The 15,398-nt window shown below is 59.2% G+C and carries 17 protein-coding genes; 8 read left to right on the forward strand and 9 right to left on the reverse strand.

Annotated elements, in window-relative coordinates; all coding sequences use genetic code 11:
- The first annotated feature begins 160 nt into the window (after positions 1-160).
- Together AC2ISB_RS04605 and AC2ISB_RS04610 are read left to right on the forward strand one after the other, a co-directional pair.
- Positions 161-1,312: a Hint domain-containing protein gene (locus AC2ISB_RS04605; protein WP_486576332.1), complete on the forward strand. Its 1,152-nt coding sequence runs from the start codon at positions 161-163 to the stop codon at positions 1,310-1,312.
- 125 nt (positions 1,313-1,437) lie between these two features.
- On the forward strand, positions 1,438-2,124 hold the full coding sequence (locus AC2ISB_RS04610) for a Hint domain-containing protein (RefSeq protein WP_486576333.1): 687 nt from the start codon (positions 1,438-1,440) through the stop codon (positions 2,122-2,124).
- 115 nt (positions 2,125-2,239) lie between these two features.
- Here the strand turns inward: AC2ISB_RS04610 and AC2ISB_RS04615 are convergent, their stop codons facing one another.
- Entirely contained in the window at positions 2,240-2,377 is a 138-nt protein-coding gene (locus AC2ISB_RS04615; RefSeq protein WP_339107155.1) for a DUF1127 domain-containing protein, read from the reverse strand.
- A gap of 172 nt (positions 2,378-2,549) precedes the next feature.
- On the opposite strand from AC2ISB_RS04615, the gene AC2ISB_RS04620 reads away from it, so the two are divergent.
- The 4 genes from AC2ISB_RS04620 (at position 2,550) to AC2ISB_RS04635 (ending at position 6,910) form a co-directional block, all read left to right on the forward strand.
- Entirely contained in the window at positions 2,550-3,977 is a 1,428-nt protein-coding gene (locus AC2ISB_RS04620) for an aminotransferase-like domain-containing protein (protein ID WP_486576335.1), read from the forward strand.
- Between the two features lie 139 nt (positions 3,978-4,116).
- Entirely contained in the window at positions 4,117-5,007 is an 891-nt protein-coding gene (locus AC2ISB_RS04625; RefSeq protein WP_339107157.1) for an ABC transporter permease, read from the forward strand.
- The gene (locus AC2ISB_RS04630) at positions 5,004-5,810 is read left to right on the forward strand and encodes an ABC transporter permease (RefSeq protein ID WP_339107158.1); all 807 of its coding nucleotides are present in this window, start codon (positions 5,004-5,006) and stop codon (positions 5,808-5,810) included. The genes AC2ISB_RS04625 and AC2ISB_RS04630 overlap by 4 nt, the downstream gene beginning before the upstream one ends.
- A 26-nt stretch (positions 5,811-5,836) precedes the next feature.
- Entirely contained in the window at positions 5,837-6,910 is a 1,074-nt protein-coding gene (locus AC2ISB_RS04635) for an ABC transporter ATP-binding protein (RefSeq protein WP_486576756.1), read from the forward strand.
- A gap of 159 nt (positions 6,911-7,069) precedes the next feature.
- Here AC2ISB_RS04635 and typA read toward each other — a convergent pair whose 3' ends face one another.
- The 4 genes from typA to AC2ISB_RS04655 all read right to left on the reverse strand — a co-directional run bounded on the left by typA (position 7,070) and on the right by AC2ISB_RS04655 (position 10,750).
- Positions 7,070-8,887 carry a translational GTPase TypA gene (gene typA / locus AC2ISB_RS04640; RefSeq protein ID WP_339107159.1) on the reverse strand — a complete coding sequence of 606 codons (1,818 nt, stop codon included), beginning with the start codon at positions 8,885-8,887 and terminating at the stop codon, positions 7,070-7,072.
- A 72-nt stretch (positions 8,888-8,959) separates the two neighbouring features.
- A complete protein-coding gene (locus tag AC2ISB_RS04645; RefSeq protein ID WP_339107160.1) occupies positions 8,960-9,292 on the reverse strand; it encodes a DMT family transporter in 333 nt (110 codons plus the stop codon).
- A 56-nt stretch (positions 9,293-9,348) separates the two neighbouring features.
- A complete protein-coding gene (locus AC2ISB_RS04650; RefSeq protein WP_339107161.1) occupies positions 9,349-10,056 on the reverse strand; it encodes a YitT family protein in 708 nt (235 codons plus the stop codon).
- A gap of 85 nt (positions 10,057-10,141) precedes the next feature.
- Complete coding sequence (locus AC2ISB_RS04655) at positions 10,142-10,750, reverse strand: YitT family protein (protein ID WP_339107162.1); 609 nt, start codon at positions 10,748-10,750, stop codon at positions 10,142-10,144.
- 231 nt (positions 10,751-10,981) lie between these two features.
- On the opposite strand from AC2ISB_RS04655, the gene AC2ISB_RS04660 reads away from it, so the two are divergent.
- Positions 10,982-11,302: a hypothetical protein gene (locus AC2ISB_RS04660; protein WP_339107163.1), complete on the forward strand. Its 321-nt coding sequence runs from the start codon at positions 10,982-10,984 to the stop codon at positions 11,300-11,302.
- 59 nt (positions 11,303-11,361) lie between these two features.
- Here the strand turns inward: AC2ISB_RS04660 and AC2ISB_RS04665 are convergent, their stop codons facing one another.
- From AC2ISB_RS04665 to AC2ISB_RS04680, 4 genes are all read right to left on the reverse strand, one after another.
- Positions 11,362-12,570, reverse strand: a complete 1,209-nt coding sequence (locus AC2ISB_RS04665; RefSeq protein WP_406720647.1) for an NADP-dependent isocitrate dehydrogenase — start codon at positions 12,568-12,570, stop codon at positions 11,362-11,364.
- A 297-nt stretch (positions 12,571-12,867) separates the two neighbouring features.
- Positions 12,868-13,488, reverse strand: coding sequence for an HD domain-containing protein (locus AC2ISB_RS04670; RefSeq protein ID WP_486576340.1), 621 nt, complete (start codon positions 13,486-13,488; stop codon positions 12,868-12,870).
- Between the two features lie 218 nt (positions 13,489-13,706).
- The gene (locus AC2ISB_RS04675) at positions 13,707-13,937 is read right to left on the reverse strand and encodes a hypothetical protein (RefSeq protein ID WP_339107166.1); all 231 of its coding nucleotides are present in this window, start codon (positions 13,935-13,937) and stop codon (positions 13,707-13,709) included.
- The gene (locus AC2ISB_RS04680) at positions 13,937-14,596 is read right to left on the reverse strand and encodes an alpha/beta hydrolase (RefSeq protein WP_339107167.1); all 660 of its coding nucleotides are present in this window, start codon (positions 14,594-14,596) and stop codon (positions 13,937-13,939) included. The genes AC2ISB_RS04675 and AC2ISB_RS04680 overlap by 1 nt, the downstream gene beginning before the upstream one ends.
- A 300-nt stretch (positions 14,597-14,896) precedes the next feature.
- On the opposite strand from AC2ISB_RS04680, the gene iscR reads away from it, so the two are divergent.
- Positions 14,897-15,355 carry a Fe-S cluster assembly transcriptional regulator IscR gene (gene iscR / locus AC2ISB_RS04685; protein ID WP_339107168.1) on the forward strand — a complete coding sequence of 153 codons (459 nt, stop codon included), beginning with the start codon at positions 14,897-14,899 and terminating at the stop codon, positions 15,353-15,355.
- The last annotated feature ends 43 nt before the right edge of the window (positions 15,356-15,398 follow it).

Here is a 15,398-nt window from a genome sequence, read left to right on the forward strand (position 1 = left end):
CTGCGCCTAATAGCACTTTTTTTGCGCAGTTTTATGTTTTATCGCTGTGTCGTAAGAGCTTCACTTTTCACAAAGCTAACCTTAGGGTAACGTTTCTTTAATGGTTCAGAGCCGGGCCGAGCAGAATCCTGGCCGTTTTCTCGTTAATGAGGGGAATAAGATGACGGAGAGTCTTCTCGGCGCGTGGTATGACGCGGACGGCTACGATAAAGATGGCTATGATAAAGACGGATATGACCGTAGCGGTTGCGACAAGGATGGTCATTGTAGGCCCATCACCGGCACCAATCGCTCGGACGTGCTCGTCGGCTCGGATGGTTGTGACGATGTGATCAACGGCTTGGGCGGGAATGACCTTCTTAAAGGGCTCGGCGGGGATGACCTTCTGGATGGCGGCGCTGGCTGCGACACCCTTTTGGGCGGCAGCGGCAATGACACGCTCATCGGCAGCGGCGGCGACAAGCTGTTCGGAGAGCGTGACGCGGACACATTCATCCTCACCGGAGACTCGGCGGGCGACATTTATGTGGATGGCGGTTGGACCGGCAAGGATTGCGATACGCTGCAATATGGTCAGATCCTGAAAGCAGGCTATGAATTGCAAACGGATTGGCATTATCCCGAATTCTGCGGAAATTGGGGGCAATCCGGTGTTCTGAAATTCTATAATTGCGACACCGGAAAATATATCACGGTGCATTACTGCGATATCGAACATGTCGTGCCCTGCTTTACGCCCGGATCAATGGTGGCCACGCCCTATGGGGAAGTGCCCGTTGAGGAGCTGAAAGCCGGTGACAAGATTCTGACCCGTGACAATGGCGTGCAGGAGCTTGTCTGGAGCGGGCGTTGCGAGTTGGGACGCGAGACGCTGCTGCGCAAGCCCGAGCAGGCGCCGGTGATGATTGGTGCGGGCGCTTTGGGCAATGGCCTGCCCGAGCGGGACATGTTTGTGTCGCCCAATCACCGTATGCTGGTCACCGGCGAACGCGCCCAGCTTTATTTCGAAGAATATGAAGTGCTTGTGGCGGCAAAATATCTGGTAGGCCTGCCCGGGATCGTGAGCGCGGTTGTGCCGTCGGTGAGCTATATCCACTTCATGTGCGAGCGCCACGAGATCGCCTTGGTCGATGGGGCATGGACAGAAAGCTTCCAGCCCGGTGAGGTGACGCTGACCACGATGGGCGAGGCGCAGAAGACAGAGATCTTTGCGCTTTTCCCCGAGTTGCAGACAACGGCCAATCTGACGAATTTCACCTCGGCGCGGCGGAGCTTGCGCCGTCACGAGGCGGCATTGCTGCTTTACGCTTGAGCAATCCCCGCAATCGGCTGCCCCGTTCAAGGAAACGGGGCAATTTTAGATTTTATTAAACTTGCATCCGCATAGTCATCCCCGAACCGCTGTATCAATGGCGCTATCTGGATGGGATGATGGGCTTGCCGAACCTCAACGCGTTTTCCGCCCTTTCGCTCGGGGCCGAGCCTTGTTCGGACGATGTGCTTGTCCTGTCTACGATCGAGCAGGCGACAGAGGCGCGCTTCGCATTTTCCGATTATGACGAGAAGGCGGGAGAGTTTTCTTTTGCAGACCCGGAGGACGGACCGGCGGCGTCCGGCCCTCTCCACGCGCTTTATGCGCTGGGGACGGGGATCGAGGGAGGCTGCCGTGTTTTAACGGCGGACGGGCTACGACGCTGTGACGAGCTTCGGAATGGCGATCTGGTGATGACGCGGAACGGGTTGCAGCCGGTTCTCTGGGTTGGCCACCGGCATTTGCAATGGCGTGTTCTGGGCCTTGCGCCGCAATTACGACCCAGCCGGATTGCGGCGGGGACATTGGGTGGTGGCCTGCCGGAGGCAGATCTGAGCCTTGCGCCGATGCAAAGGATTGTAGCCGATCCGTCACTGTCCGAGATGTGTGGGAAAGATCTTGCCACGCGTTCGGCGGGGCTAGAGCCGGTGAGCGCCTGTAACTATGTGCAGATCCTTTTTGCGGACACCGAGGCAATGCTTGTCGAGGGGGTCTGGCTGGAAAGCTATGTGCCGACCCGTCAGAATATCGGCCTGTTGGCAGAAGATGACCGGATGGAAATTCTGTTTCATAAACGGCATCTTCTGGGCTGAACTTTATCTATCGGATGAAGACCGGTAAGCCAAAAAAGGCCGGGCATTTGCCCGGCCAGTACAGCAGAACCGACAGGGGTAGACGGTTCTCACTGGGGTTCGTTATGGTCTGCGATTAGCGCCAGAACGGGCGTTCCGCCTCGCGTTCGGCGTCATATGTCGACAGACCGATATCCTTCAGAATATAGGGGGGCAGCTCTGCCAAGGCGCGGCGGCTGCGGGCGCGGAACATCCAGAGCATGACCGTTTTCATGATCGACGGTTTCGCAATGTGCTGCGCGGGATGTCTGAAGATGAAAAGGCTTTGCATGGGGCACCTGAGTATTTTGTATTGATACAATCCGATCCTTTCGGTAAAATACTGGTACAATGAGCCTGCTACCGTCAGCCAGTGAAATATTGTACCCGATACAAGAGAGGTGCCCATGCCCGATCAGGCCCTGCAGTGGAAGCCGCAGCTTTCCAACCAGAAAGGTCCGAAATATCTGGCGCTCGTCAGGGCTTTGCGGGAAGGAATTCGCGAAGGAAAACTGATGCCTGGGCAGAAGTTACCAACGGTTCGGGATCTCGCTTGGCGGCTGGGGGTGACCCCTGGCACCGTGGCGCGTGGCTATCAGATTGCGACGCAGGAAGGCCTGCTGCAGGCCGAGGTGGGGCGCGGCACGTTTGTATCGATACAATCTGCCCGACTCGGCCCGACAGAGCCGCTCTATTCCAATAGCAGCTACGAATATAAAGAGGGGCAGAATGACGGCGTGGTCGATTTCCGCTCGCCCATTCTGCCGGATGTCGGGCAGGCGGCGGCATTGTCGCGCGCGATGGCCGAAGCTGCGCGCGAAGTGAATGACCAGTACCTGAAATATCCGGGGCTGCGGCGCGATGCCTATTGCCGCGAGGCCGTGCTGGAATGGTTTCCGCCGGGATGCAGTCTACGGTCTCTGGTGACGGTCGAGGATGTCGTGCTGACGCTTGGCGGGCAGAATGGGCTGTCGCTTGTCATGCAATGTTGCCTGCGCGGGGATCGTCCTGTCGTTTTTGCCGAAGAACTTGCCTATCCGGGCTTCCGGCATGCGGCGCGCCTGCATCGTGCGGAGATCCAGCCGATTGCACTGGATGACGAGGGCATGATCCCCGAGGCACTGGACCATGCCGCGCGGCGCTATAATGGCCAGCTTGTCTTCATCACTCCGGATGCCCAGAACCCGACAGCCGTGCGCATGGGCACCGCGCGTCGTATCGCGATTGCCGAGGTGGCGCGGCGGCATAATCTGCAGATCGTCGAGGATGACTGTTACACCGCGCCGGTGACCAATCTGCCCGCGATGCGCACGGTTGCCCCCGAGCGGTCTTGGTATGTGACCTCGCTTTCCAAGACGATTTCGGCGGGCATGCGTTTCGGAATCGTTGTCGCTCCCGATGGCATGGGCGAGGCGGGGCGTCTGACTGCGCAGCATAGCTATTTTGGCCTGCCGCGTCCGGTGACCGATATGGTCACGCGGCTGTTCACCTCCGGTGATGCGATGCGCCTGCGATTTGCCGCGCAGGCCGAGATGGACCGGCGTCTGAAGATGGCGATCAATATATTGGGCGCACAGGAGATCACGTGGCAGGAGGGGCTGTCCTTCCTGTGGATGCGTCTGCCGCTGGGCTGGCGCAGCTCGACATTCGTGCGGATGGCCGAGGCCGAGGGCGTGCTGCTGCGCTCGGCCGATGAATATGTCCTGCAAGACGGTCACGCCCCGAATGCGGTGCGCATCGCGCTTTCGGGCGGCGTTTCGGAAGAGCTGATGTGTCAGGCCTTGACGCGATTGACAGTACTTTTGCAGCACCAGCCCAACGATCTTCCGGTATGATTGGCGGATAAAGAGGGGTTTGTGTTTAATATTTAGGCGTCTGCCGTCAGATAGGGCTTAAAATACTGTGCTAGGGCTTTCCTCCGCTTAATCGCTATGCTTTCGTCAAGGAAAGCGCGTCAGATTTTGGGAGATTCATATGGCGTCATCCTCGTGGAGGCGGAGCGAGACCGCCCAGGGATATTTTACGCTCAGCCCGGTTTTGCTCTATGCTCTGGTGATGCTGGCTGCACCGTTGCTGACCATCTTTGCCTATTCCTTCTTCAAGGACGGGTATCTGACGATCATCCATGAATTCACGTTGCAGAACTATATCGACGTCTGGAAAGACCCGATCTTCCGCGCGATCCTCCTGCGTTCGGTCATTGTGGCGCTGATCGTCACGGCGCTTACCGTGGGCACGGCCTTCCCCATCGCCTATTTCATTTCGTTCAAGGTCGCCCCCTCGCGCAAGAGCTTCTGGCTTTTTCTCATCACCATCCCGTTCTGGACGTCCTACCTGATCCGCATCTTCGCGTGGAAGGTGATCATCGGCTATAATGGTGTGATCAATTCGGGCCTTGAAATGCTGGGTCTTATGGGGCCGGGCCATCTGTTCGAAGAGCCGTTCCGCATGATGGGCACGGTTCCGGCGATTGCGGTAGCGCTGGCCCATGCCTATGCGCCCTTTGCCATTCTGCCGATCTTCGTGGCGCTGGAAAAAATTGACCGCTCGCTTCTGGAAGCCGGGCGGGATCTGGGCGAGAGCTATTTCAACAGTTTCCGCCGGATCACCCTGCCGCTGGCCATGCCGGGGGTGGTCGGGGCCGTCCTGGTGGTCTTCATTCCGGTGATCGGCGATTACGTCGCGCCGGAACTGATCGGCGGCGGCAAGATGCCGATGGTCGCCAATCTCATTCAGGCACAGATGCTGCCTCTGGATAACAAGCCGATGGGATCTGCCATCACCATCTCGGCTATGGCCGTCGTGGCGCTGATCGCGGCGCTCTTCGTTCTGGCAAACCGGAAATATCTGCGAGGCCCCAAATGAAACTCTCGGGTCTGAAACTCTATACGGTTCTCTATCTGGTCTTCCTCTACGCGCCGATCATCCTTTTGCCGGTCTTCGCGTTCAACAATGGCACTATTGTCGCTTTCCCGCTGACGGGATGGACCACCCAATGGTTCGCCGCAATGGCCGAAAACGATACCCTGCGCCGTGCTTTGGGCAATTCACTGGTCATCGGCCTGTCCACCGCGATCCTGTCGACCGTGCTGGGGCTCTTTGCGGCCCGCGCGACCACGCGGTTCAAGTTCAAAGGCAAGGGGCCGGTGATGGGCTTCATCATGCTGCCTCTGGTGCTTCCGGAGATCATGATTGGCGGCTCGCTTCTGATCGTGCTTCTGGGGATGGGGGTGAAGCTTTCGATCCTGACGGTGATCTTCGGCCATGTGCTGATTGCCACGCCCTACGCGGTCACCATCCTCTCGACGGCATTCGCCTCTCTCGATCCATCCTATGAAGAGGCCGCCTATGATCTTGGCGAAACCAGATGGTCGACCTTCCGTCTGGTGACCCTGCCTCTGGTGCTGCCCGGGATCATCTCTTCGATGCTGATCAGCTTCACCATCTCGATGGATGAATTCATCATCGCCTTCTTCCTCGCGGGCAACGAACCCACATTGCCCACTTATATCTTCTCGCAGCTGCGCTTCCCCAAGGCCGTGCCGGTAATCCTTGCCCTTGGCACCTGCCTTGTGGCGGCCTCGATCGTGCTGCTGACCATTGCCGAATATTTCCGACGCCGCGGGATCGCCAAGACCGGTGGTAAGGATCAGGGAGGTTTCCTGTGAACAAAGTCAAAACCGATGCGAAACCGATGATCGAGTTTCGCGATGTGCAGAAATACTATGGCGATTACCATGCCCTGCGCGGCATCAACGCCACCATCCGCGAAGGCGAGTTCTTCTCGCTGCTCGGTCCCTCGGGCTGCGGCAAAACCACGCTTTTGCGTACCATTGCGGGCTTCGAGGATATTTCCTCGGGGGTGGTCCTGATTGACCGCAAGGATATGGGCTCCGTGCCGGCCAACCGCCGCCCCACTAATATGGTGTTCCAGTCCTATGCCATTTTCCCGCATCTGACCGTGGCCGAAAATGTGGCCTTCGGTCTGCGCCGTGACCCGCGGACCAAGCTGGAAAAAGCCAAGCTCGTCGAGGAGGCGCTCGAAATGGTCGGGCTTGGCGGCTATGGCAAACGCGCAGCCCATGCGCTTTCGGGCGGCCAGCGCCAACGTGTGGCTCTGGCCCGCGCGCTGATCCTCAAACCCAAGGTGCTGCTGCTGGATGAACCCATGTCGGCGCTCGACCGCAAGATCCGCGAGCAGATGCAGGTCGAGCTGATCAAACTCCAGCGCGAATTGGGCATCACCTTCGTGCTCGTGACCCATGATCAGGAAGAAGCACTGGTGATGTCGGACCGGATTGCCGTGATGTTCGAAGGCGAGATCGCCCAGCTCGACGATCCCGAAGAACTCTACCGCCGCCCCAAATCCCGCCGCGTGGCCGAGTTCATCGGCGCGATGAACTTCCTTCCGGCCCATATCGAGGACGAAACGGAGGGTCGGATCGGGGTCATGGTCGCAGGGCTTGGCGCCTGTCACCTGCGCCCCGATCAGGTCTCGCATGCCCATGACGGGCAGGTCTCTGTGGGGTTCCGCCCCGAAACCATGACAATTCTCTTCGGCGACCAATCCGCGTCAGGCCGCGAAGCCCCCGCAACCATCGAAGAAGTCGTCTATTATGGCGACATGACCTATTACGATGTCCGCCTCGATGGCGTCGAACAGACCGTGCGCCTGTCGATGCGCAATGTCTTCGGACGGCCGGTGCTGGATGTGGGCGCGCGGACCCGCATCGCATGGAACGAGGGCGCGCTGATCCTGTTCCGCTAAACCATCATCCTATCACAAGGAAAAACGGCGCGAAGCTCTGCCTTTCGCGCCGTTTCCATATCCAGCTGCCGGAAATATCCTCGGGGGGAATTTTTCGTCGCAGACGAAAAAGGGGGGCAGACAGCCCCCCTTCCTCGATCGTCAGTGCCACGCCTGAAATCAGGCCTCGCGCGAGGCGCGCTTGCGTTCGTGGGGGTCCAGATGGACCTTGCGCAGACGGATGGCTTTCGGGGTCACTTCCACCAGCTCGTCATCGTCGATATAGGCGATCGCCTCTTCCAGCGACATGCGCACCGGCGGGGTCAGGCGGACGGCTTCATCGGTGCCCGAGGCACGGACGTTGGTCAGTTTCTTGCCCTTGAGCGGGTTCACTTCCAGATCGTTGTCACGCGAATGCTCGCCGATGATCATGCCGGTATAGACCGCTTCCTGCGCGCCGATGAACAGCTTGCCGCGCTCTTCGAGGTTCCACAGGGCATAAGCGACCGAGGTGCCGTTCTCCATCGAGATCAGAACGCCCTGACGGCGGCCTTCGATGGCGCCTTTATAGGGGGTCCAGCTATGGAACAGACGGTTCAGCACGCCCGAGCCACGGGTGTCGGTCAGGAACTCGCCCTGATAGCCGATCATGCCGCGCGAGGGCACATGGGCCACAACGCGGGTCTTGCCGCCTTCTGCCGGACGCATCTCGACCAGCTCGCCCTTGCGGTAGCCGGTAAGCTTCTCGATCACGACGCCGGAATATTCGTCATCCACATCGATGATGACTTCTTCCACCGGCTCCATGCGCACGCCATCTTCCTCGCGGAAAATCACTTTCGGGCGCGAGATCGACAGTTCGAACCCTTCGCGGCGCATGTTCTCGATGAGAACACCCATCTGGAGTTCGCCCCGACCCGACACGATGAAGGCTTCCCCGCCGGGCGTATCCTCGACACGGATTGCCACATTGGTTTCGGCTTCTTTCATCAGGCGGTCACGGATGACACGCGACTGGACTTTGGAGCCGTCTTTACCCGCCAGCGGGCTGTCATTGATGCCGAAGGTCACCGAGATGGTCGGCGGGTCGATCGGTTTGGCCTGAATGGCCTCTTCGACTTCCAGCGCGCAGAGCGTGTCGGCCACGGTGGCTTTGGTCATGCCTGCTACGGTGACGATATCACCGGCCTGCGCTTCGTCGATGGGCTGCTGGCTCAGGCCGCGGAAGGCAAGGATCTTGGTGCAGCGGAACTGCTCGATCTTGTCGCCCTTGCGCGACAGTGCCTTGAGGCTATCGCCCACTTTCAGGGTGCCGGATTCGATACGGCCGGTCAGGATGCGGCCGATGAAGTTATCGGCGGCCAGCGTGGTGGCCAGCATCGCGAAGGGCTCGTCTTTTTTCTCGACCTGTTTCGGGGCCTCGACATGCTTCACGATCAGGCGGAACAGCGCGCTCAGATCCTCGCGCGGCCCGTCCAGTTCGTCATCGGCCCAGCCGCCGATGCCCGAAGCGTAGACATGCGGGAAATCAAGCTGTTCTTCGGTCGCGCCGAGGTTGGCGAAGAGGTCGAACACCTCGTCCAGCGCGCGATCGGGATCGGCGGCCGGCTTGTCGACCTTGTTGAGCACCACGATCGGCTTCAGGCCGAGCGCCAGTGCCTTCGAGGTCACGAATTTGGTTTGCGGCATCGGGCCTTCGGCCGCGTCGACCAGAAGGCAGACGCCGTCCACCATCGACAGGATGCGCTCCACCTCGCCACCGAAATCGGCGTGGCCGGGGGTGTCGACGATATTGATGCGGGTGCCTTCCCACTCGACCGAGGTACATTTTGCAAGGATGGTGATCCCGCGTTCCCGTTCGATGTCGTTGCTGTCCATGGCGCGTTCTGCAACGGCCTGGTTTTCGCGGAATGCACCGGATTGTTTCAGAAGCTGGTCGACCAGAGTTGTCTTGCCGTGGTCAACGTGCGCGATGATCGCGATATTGCGAAGTTCCATGAGAAATCTTGCCTGCTAGGGAGGATTGCCCCAGCGCATAGTGCATTTGGGCCGGTCATTCTAGCCCTCAACTCAATGAACAGCGGATTTAGACCAGAGATTGATCACAAATACGCCCGCAAGGATCAGGATAATGCCGCAAATCCCCGCAAAGTCGAGCCTCTGTTTGAAGATCACAAGGCCGATCAGACTCGTAAGCACGATCCCGATCCCCGACCAGAGCGCATAGGTAATTCCCAGCGGTAAGGTCTTGAGCACCTGTGTGAACAGATAGAAGGCCCCCGCAAAACCGGCGAGAACCCCGAGGCTGGGCCAGAGCCTGCTGAATTGCTGGCTGGCTTGCAGGCAGCTTGTGCCGAACACCTCGAACAGGACAGCGAGCGTCAGCAGCAGATAGGTTTTCATGCGGGAGATACTCCAATCGGGCCAGCTGTGCTCGGTGTCCTGCCGAGCCTGCCAGATCAGGTCACAACATACCAGTCCCGTCGGTGATTGAAGGCAATCACCGCATTCAGGACAACCGCGCCCAGAAGGGACCAGCCTACATTGCCAAGCGGCAGCACCCAGAAAGCGATCAGGAACAGGCCAAGATCATGGATCGTCTGGGTCCAGCCTGCCTTGAAGCCGAAGCGGTCCTGCAGCACCAGCGCGACGATCGACACGCCGCCCAGACTGCCCGAATGGCGGAATAGCCCCAGCAGCCCGACCCCCGCACTGACCCCAAACAGAAGGGCGGCGACAGCGGGGTGGATCTGGTCGACATGCAGGAAGGGTTTGAGAGCCTCGGCCATCAGCGAGACCAGCGTCACGGAGGCAAGGCTTTTCAGGCAGAAGCCGATCCCGCGTGCTTTGTAGGCGAAAGCATAGAAGGGGATATTGATGGCAAAGAAAATCCCCCCGAAGGTCAGGTGGATGCCGTGATCTTGCGCGATATAGGTCAGCAAAAGCGCAAGCCCCGCCGTTCCTCCGGTCATCAGACCCGCCGCACGCAACAGGTGGATGCCAAGCGCGGCCTGCGCACAGGCAATCAGCAACCCTTGGGCATCTTCGAGGCGGGTATAATGTTTGTCATCAGGATGGCGCAGGCCAGGTCTGGCAACCAAACGTTTGCGGCGTCCGGTCGGTGGGGGGCAGCGCAGTTTGAGATCGGCATTAATGTCAGCACACATGACCTAACTATGCGCCGATCTGGCAAAAAATCAAGGGCCGCAGCACGCGGCCCTGACAGAATAGCTAAGGATGCTTAATAAATACTCAGGTTGCGATATAGCGGTCGCGCCGATGGTTGATGCCGATCACCATATTCATCACGACAGCGCCAAGGAAAGACCATGCCACGGTCTCGAGGTCGCGCAGGGTCAGGGCCAGCGCGAAAACGGCCACGTCAAAGCCCATCTGCGTCCAGCCTGCGCGAAAGCCGGTCTTGTCCTGCAGGTAAAGCGCGACGATGCCGATTCCGCCAAGGCTGGAGCCGTGCCGGAACAGCGCCAGCAGCGCCGAGCCGGTGATCAGTCCGAACAGCACCGCCCCCGCTGCCGGATGCAGCAGGTCGAAATGGACGTAGCGGGGAAGGACGGCGGTGGTCAGTGACAGCAGGCTGACTGCGGCCAGAGATTTCCACACGAAGGCGGGGCCGATCCGTTTCCAGCCCAGCCAGTAGAAGGGGATATTGATCACGAAGAAGACGGCCCCGAAGGACCATCCGGTTGCATAGGAGATCAGCACCGCCATTCCGGCGGTCTGGCCGGTGACGAAACCGAGCGAGGTCAGGATCAGCAGGCCGAACCCTGCGATGATGCCGCCATAGGCGATGCCCTGAGCATCATCGAGCGTGCTGTGGGAAGGGGGGAGAAGATGTGTCATGCGGCCATGATTTATCGCGGGCAGGGCCAAGTGCAAGATGTTGTGTCATTTGACGTGTGTAATCCATTTTCACGCCACAATTTCGCCACGGGTTAACTTTAGTGAACAAAATGTTAACTAGTGGCTGGGGAATTAATGTCTGACTTATCAGTGTTTTGCCTAGGGATCGTGCTGTCTTGTCTGACGGTTGCGATGGTAATTGTTCATTTTCGCCTTGCGCTGGTGGATCGCATGGCGAAGCTCCGATTTTCTCAGGCGCAGCGGGCGCATGAGCGGCACGGGATCATCCAGATGGAGCAGGAGGAGCGTTTCCTGCGTCATTACGCGCTTCTGACCGTGCTGGAAGAGCAAGGGGTGAATTTGCGGGGGCCTGTGCCGCAATGGGAGGCGTTGAGCGAAGATATGCGCGAGGCGCTTCGGATCATGATCTTCGTGATCTATTTCGAAGGCCCCGGCCAGCTTTACCTACAGCTTCTGGCCCGTCGGCAGGACCGCGCGGCCCTCACCGAAATGCGTCATTATTGGCAGGATCTGCAGCTTATCGCTGCCTGAAGGTTGCAGGATTTTCCAATGAAAAAGGCCGGGCGTGATGCCCGGCCTTTTTAGGATGTTCAGAACGCTTTGTTGAGGTTCTCGTCGACTTTTTCGAGGAAGCCCATCGTGGTGAGCCATTTCTGGTCGGGGCCGACCAGCAGGGCAAGGTCCTTCGTCATGAAGCCCGATTCCACGGTTTCGACAACCACGCGTTCCAGCGTTTCCGCGAAATTCATCAGCTGGCTGTTGTTGTCGAGTTTCGCGCGGTGCTTCAGGCCACCGGTCCAAGCGTAGATCGAGGCGATCGAGTTGGTCGAGGTCTGTTCGCCGCGCTGGTGCTGGCGGTAGTGGCGCGTCACGGTGCCGTGGGCAGCTTCGGCCTCGACGATCTTGCCGTCGGGCGTCATCAGCTGCGAGGTCATCAGGCCCAGCGAGCCGAAGCCCTGTGCCACTGTATCCGATTGCACATCGCCATCGTAGTTCTTGCAGGCCCAGACGAATTTGCCCGACCATTTCATGGCCGAGGCCACCATATCGTCGATCAGACGGTGTTCGTACCAGATGCCGCGCTTCTTGAATTCTTCTTCGAATTCATTGGCGTAAACTTCGGCAAAGATATCCTTGAAGCGGCCGTCATAGGCTTTCAGGATGGTGTTCTTGGTCGACAGATAGACCGGCCAGTTCAGCGAGAGGCCGTAGTTGAACGAGGCGCGGGCGAAGTCATAGATCGAGCTGTCAAGGTTATACATCGCCTGATAGACGCCTGCGGAGGGCGCATCATAGACGACCTTCTCGATTACGGTGCCATCATCGCCCACGAATTTCATCGTCAGCTGGCCTTTGCCCGGGAAGGTGAAATCGGTCGCCTTATACTGGTCACCGAAAGCGTGGCGGCCCACAACGATGGGGTCGGTCCAGCCCGGCACAAGGCGCGGCACGTTGCGGCAGATGATCGGCTGACGGAAGACCACACCGCCCAGAATATTGCGGATCGTGCCGTTGGGCGATTTCCACATCTTCTTGAGGCCGAATTCCTCGACGCGCGCTTCATCGGGGGTGATGGTCGCACATTTCACACCAACGCCGATCTCTTTGATCTTGTTGGCGGCATCGATGGTGATCTGGTCATCGGTGCGGTCACGTTCTTCGATGCCGAGATCGTAATACAGCAGATCGACATCCAGATAGGGTTCGATCAGTTTCTTCTTGATAAAATCCCAGATGATCCGGGTCATCTCGTCGCCGTCGAGTTCGACGATCGGATTCTCCACCTTGATCTTGGACATATGAACCCCTTCCTAGGCTTATATATATGAGTCGGGACAGGCCCCATTTAGCGCAAACTTATGGGAATAGCCAGAGTTTGTATGCCGTAGTATACGACGGTATTCTACAATTCGACATATTCGTCCGGTTTTATGTTAGCGCAGCATGAAATCCGGTTGTGCCGAAAGGTAGGGGCTGTTTGCAAAGATATCGTTGCGAAGATGAGCCTGCTTGAAAAATAGGCGCAGCTTGCCGCAGGCCCGCACCGTACCGCGTCAAAACGGTGCCGGTCGGGCCCGCATGGGGGGCGGGGCGGCTCAGAGGCGGCGGTTGTCTTCGAACCACGGAAAGATCCGCGCCTTGATCGCGGACCAGAGCGCGGGAAGGCCGCGATTGATCTTGCAGCCCACGCGCTCTTGTAACTGGTCCCACGTCACCTTGTATTCGCGCCATGATCCGCCGCCCGATTGCAGGTTCAGCATCACCGGCTGCGCGCGGTCGAGCGATTTGGCATAGATGGCGGTCGGGGTCTCGTTGGCTTCGAATTCCTTCCAAGTGCTCAGGAAATCCTGCGCCATATCCGTCGGGAGCAGTCCGAAGATGCGCTCTGCCGCGCGGGCTTCGGCGGCACAGGTCTCGGCGCTGTCATGCGCCTTACCGCCCTTCGAATGGATCGGCACATCGCCCACATCGATTTCGACCATATCATGCAGCAACAGCATCTTGATCGCGCGCACCGGATCGACTGCAGGATCGGCCTGATCGGCCAGGACCAGCGCCCAAAGCGCCAGAGACCAGCTATGTTCGGCAGAATTCTCGAAGCGGGAATCGTCCATGACGGGGGTCGCGCGGATGACCCCTTTAAGCTTCTCGGCCTCGGCCAGAAAGGCCAGTTGCCGATCAAGCCGTTGGGTGGCTGGGTCTGCTGCGGTGGTCATGGGCCTTATCCTTTTCACCCCGGCGGGAAAAGACGGGCACCTGAACGCTGCGCCAGGATCAGCCCACGGCCCCGCAAGCGGAGCGGGCAGGTGCGGCGGTCCTTGCGCCATGCGAGACGGACGAAAGGCCTGCTTCCGACCTAACGGGTTTGCACGCCCAGAGCCAGTGCCAGATACCAGCTAAATGCGCATAGCCGCCGGTCACGTGCTGCACAGCTTTATTTGCCGGATTTCAGGGCAGAGATGCGCCGCGCCATGAAGTCTTCGGCGCGCAGGGCGGCCATATGCAGGCGGCAGGCGGTCAGGAAGGCCTCTTCGAGAGAGGGCGAGGCGGTGCCGATATGGGTGGCAACGTCTTGGTAGAGGCGATCGGCCGTGGGGCCGATCTCCTTTTGGGCTTGCATGCAGTCGAAGGCCAGCTTTTCGGCCAGGTCTTCGAGCAGTGCCATTAGCGGGTGTTCTCCGTCAGGCGGCGCTTCACATAGGATTGGACCGTATCGATCATCGGCTTCATATGCGCCTCGTCATCCTTGAAGAAGTGATCGGCACCGCTGATCTCTTCATGGGTGACGGTAATCCCTTTCTGCTCGCCCAGCTTGCTGACCAGCGTGGCGGTATCTTTCGGCGGCGCGACGCGGTCGGCGGTGCCGTTGATGATCAGACCCGACGAGGGGCAGGGCGCGAGGAAGCTGAAGTCATACATATTCGCCGGCGGAGCCACCGAGACGAAACCGGTGATCTCGGGGCGGCGCATCAGAAGCTGCATCCCGATCCACGCGCCAAAGCTGAACCCCGCAACCCAGCAGTGTTTGGAATTGGGGTTCTGCGATTGCAGGTAATCCAGCGCCGAGGCGGCATCCGACAATTCGCCGATCCCCTGATCATATTCCCCTTGGCTGCGGCCCACACCACGGAAGTTGAAGCGCAGCACGGTGAAGCCCAGCTTGTGGAACGCGTAATGCAGGTTGTAGACGACGCGGTTGTTCATCGTGCCACCGAATTGCGGATCGGGATGCAGGATGATGGCAATCGGCGCGTCGGGGGCGGCTTGCGGGTGATAGCGGCCTTCTAGGCGACCTTCGGGACCGGGAAAAATGACTTCGGGCATCGGTTCTCGTCTGCTCTTGCATGGGCCCGGATCCAAGGGTGCAGGGTTGCTTGACGCAGGGTCTGCATCCCCCTAGGGAGGGCCATCCCCGGCACAATGCCGGATCTACGGGTGGAAACGAGTTAAGGGGGCCAGCGCGCAAGGTCAATGGTTCTTGCGCCATTCTCTCTGTATTGATGATCGACATCGGGGCATTCTAGCGTAAATTTGCCGCGATTCGGAGGTGGCATGGCATGATCGCCTCTCGGGGAGGTCAGAGCCCGTCCTTTTCGGCGCGGGTGATTAAGCGGAGGATACTGTATGAAACTATCGACCAAAGGGCGTTACGCGATGGTGGCCTTGTCAAGCCTGGCCTTGTCGGGACCGAATGGCCGGGTTTCATTATCGCAGCTTTCCGAAGGCGAGGATATTTCGCTGGCCTATCTCGAACAGATCTTCGTGCGGCTGCGTCGTGCGGGGCTGGTGCAGTCGGTGCGCGGTCCGGGTGGTGGGTACCAACTGGCACGTCCGCCCGCCGAAATCCGCGTGAGCGAAGTGTTCGAGGCGGTGGACGAGAAAGTCTCGGCCATGCATGTGGGGGCAGGAGCCTCGGGCGGGAAATCCGGCACGCGGGCGCAGTCTCTGTCGAACCGTCTGTGGGAAAGCCTTTCGGCGCAGGTCTTCGTCTTTTTGCACCAGACCACGCTGCAGGATGTCATCGGCAACGGGCTCAAACCCTGTCCGGCCGTGCCGTCGCTGTTCTCGGTGGTGGATGATTAAGCGATTTGCGCACACCCCCTTGCTAACCTGAGTCATAGACTCG

The organism is Thioclava sp. NS-SX20 (assembly GCF_057380695.1).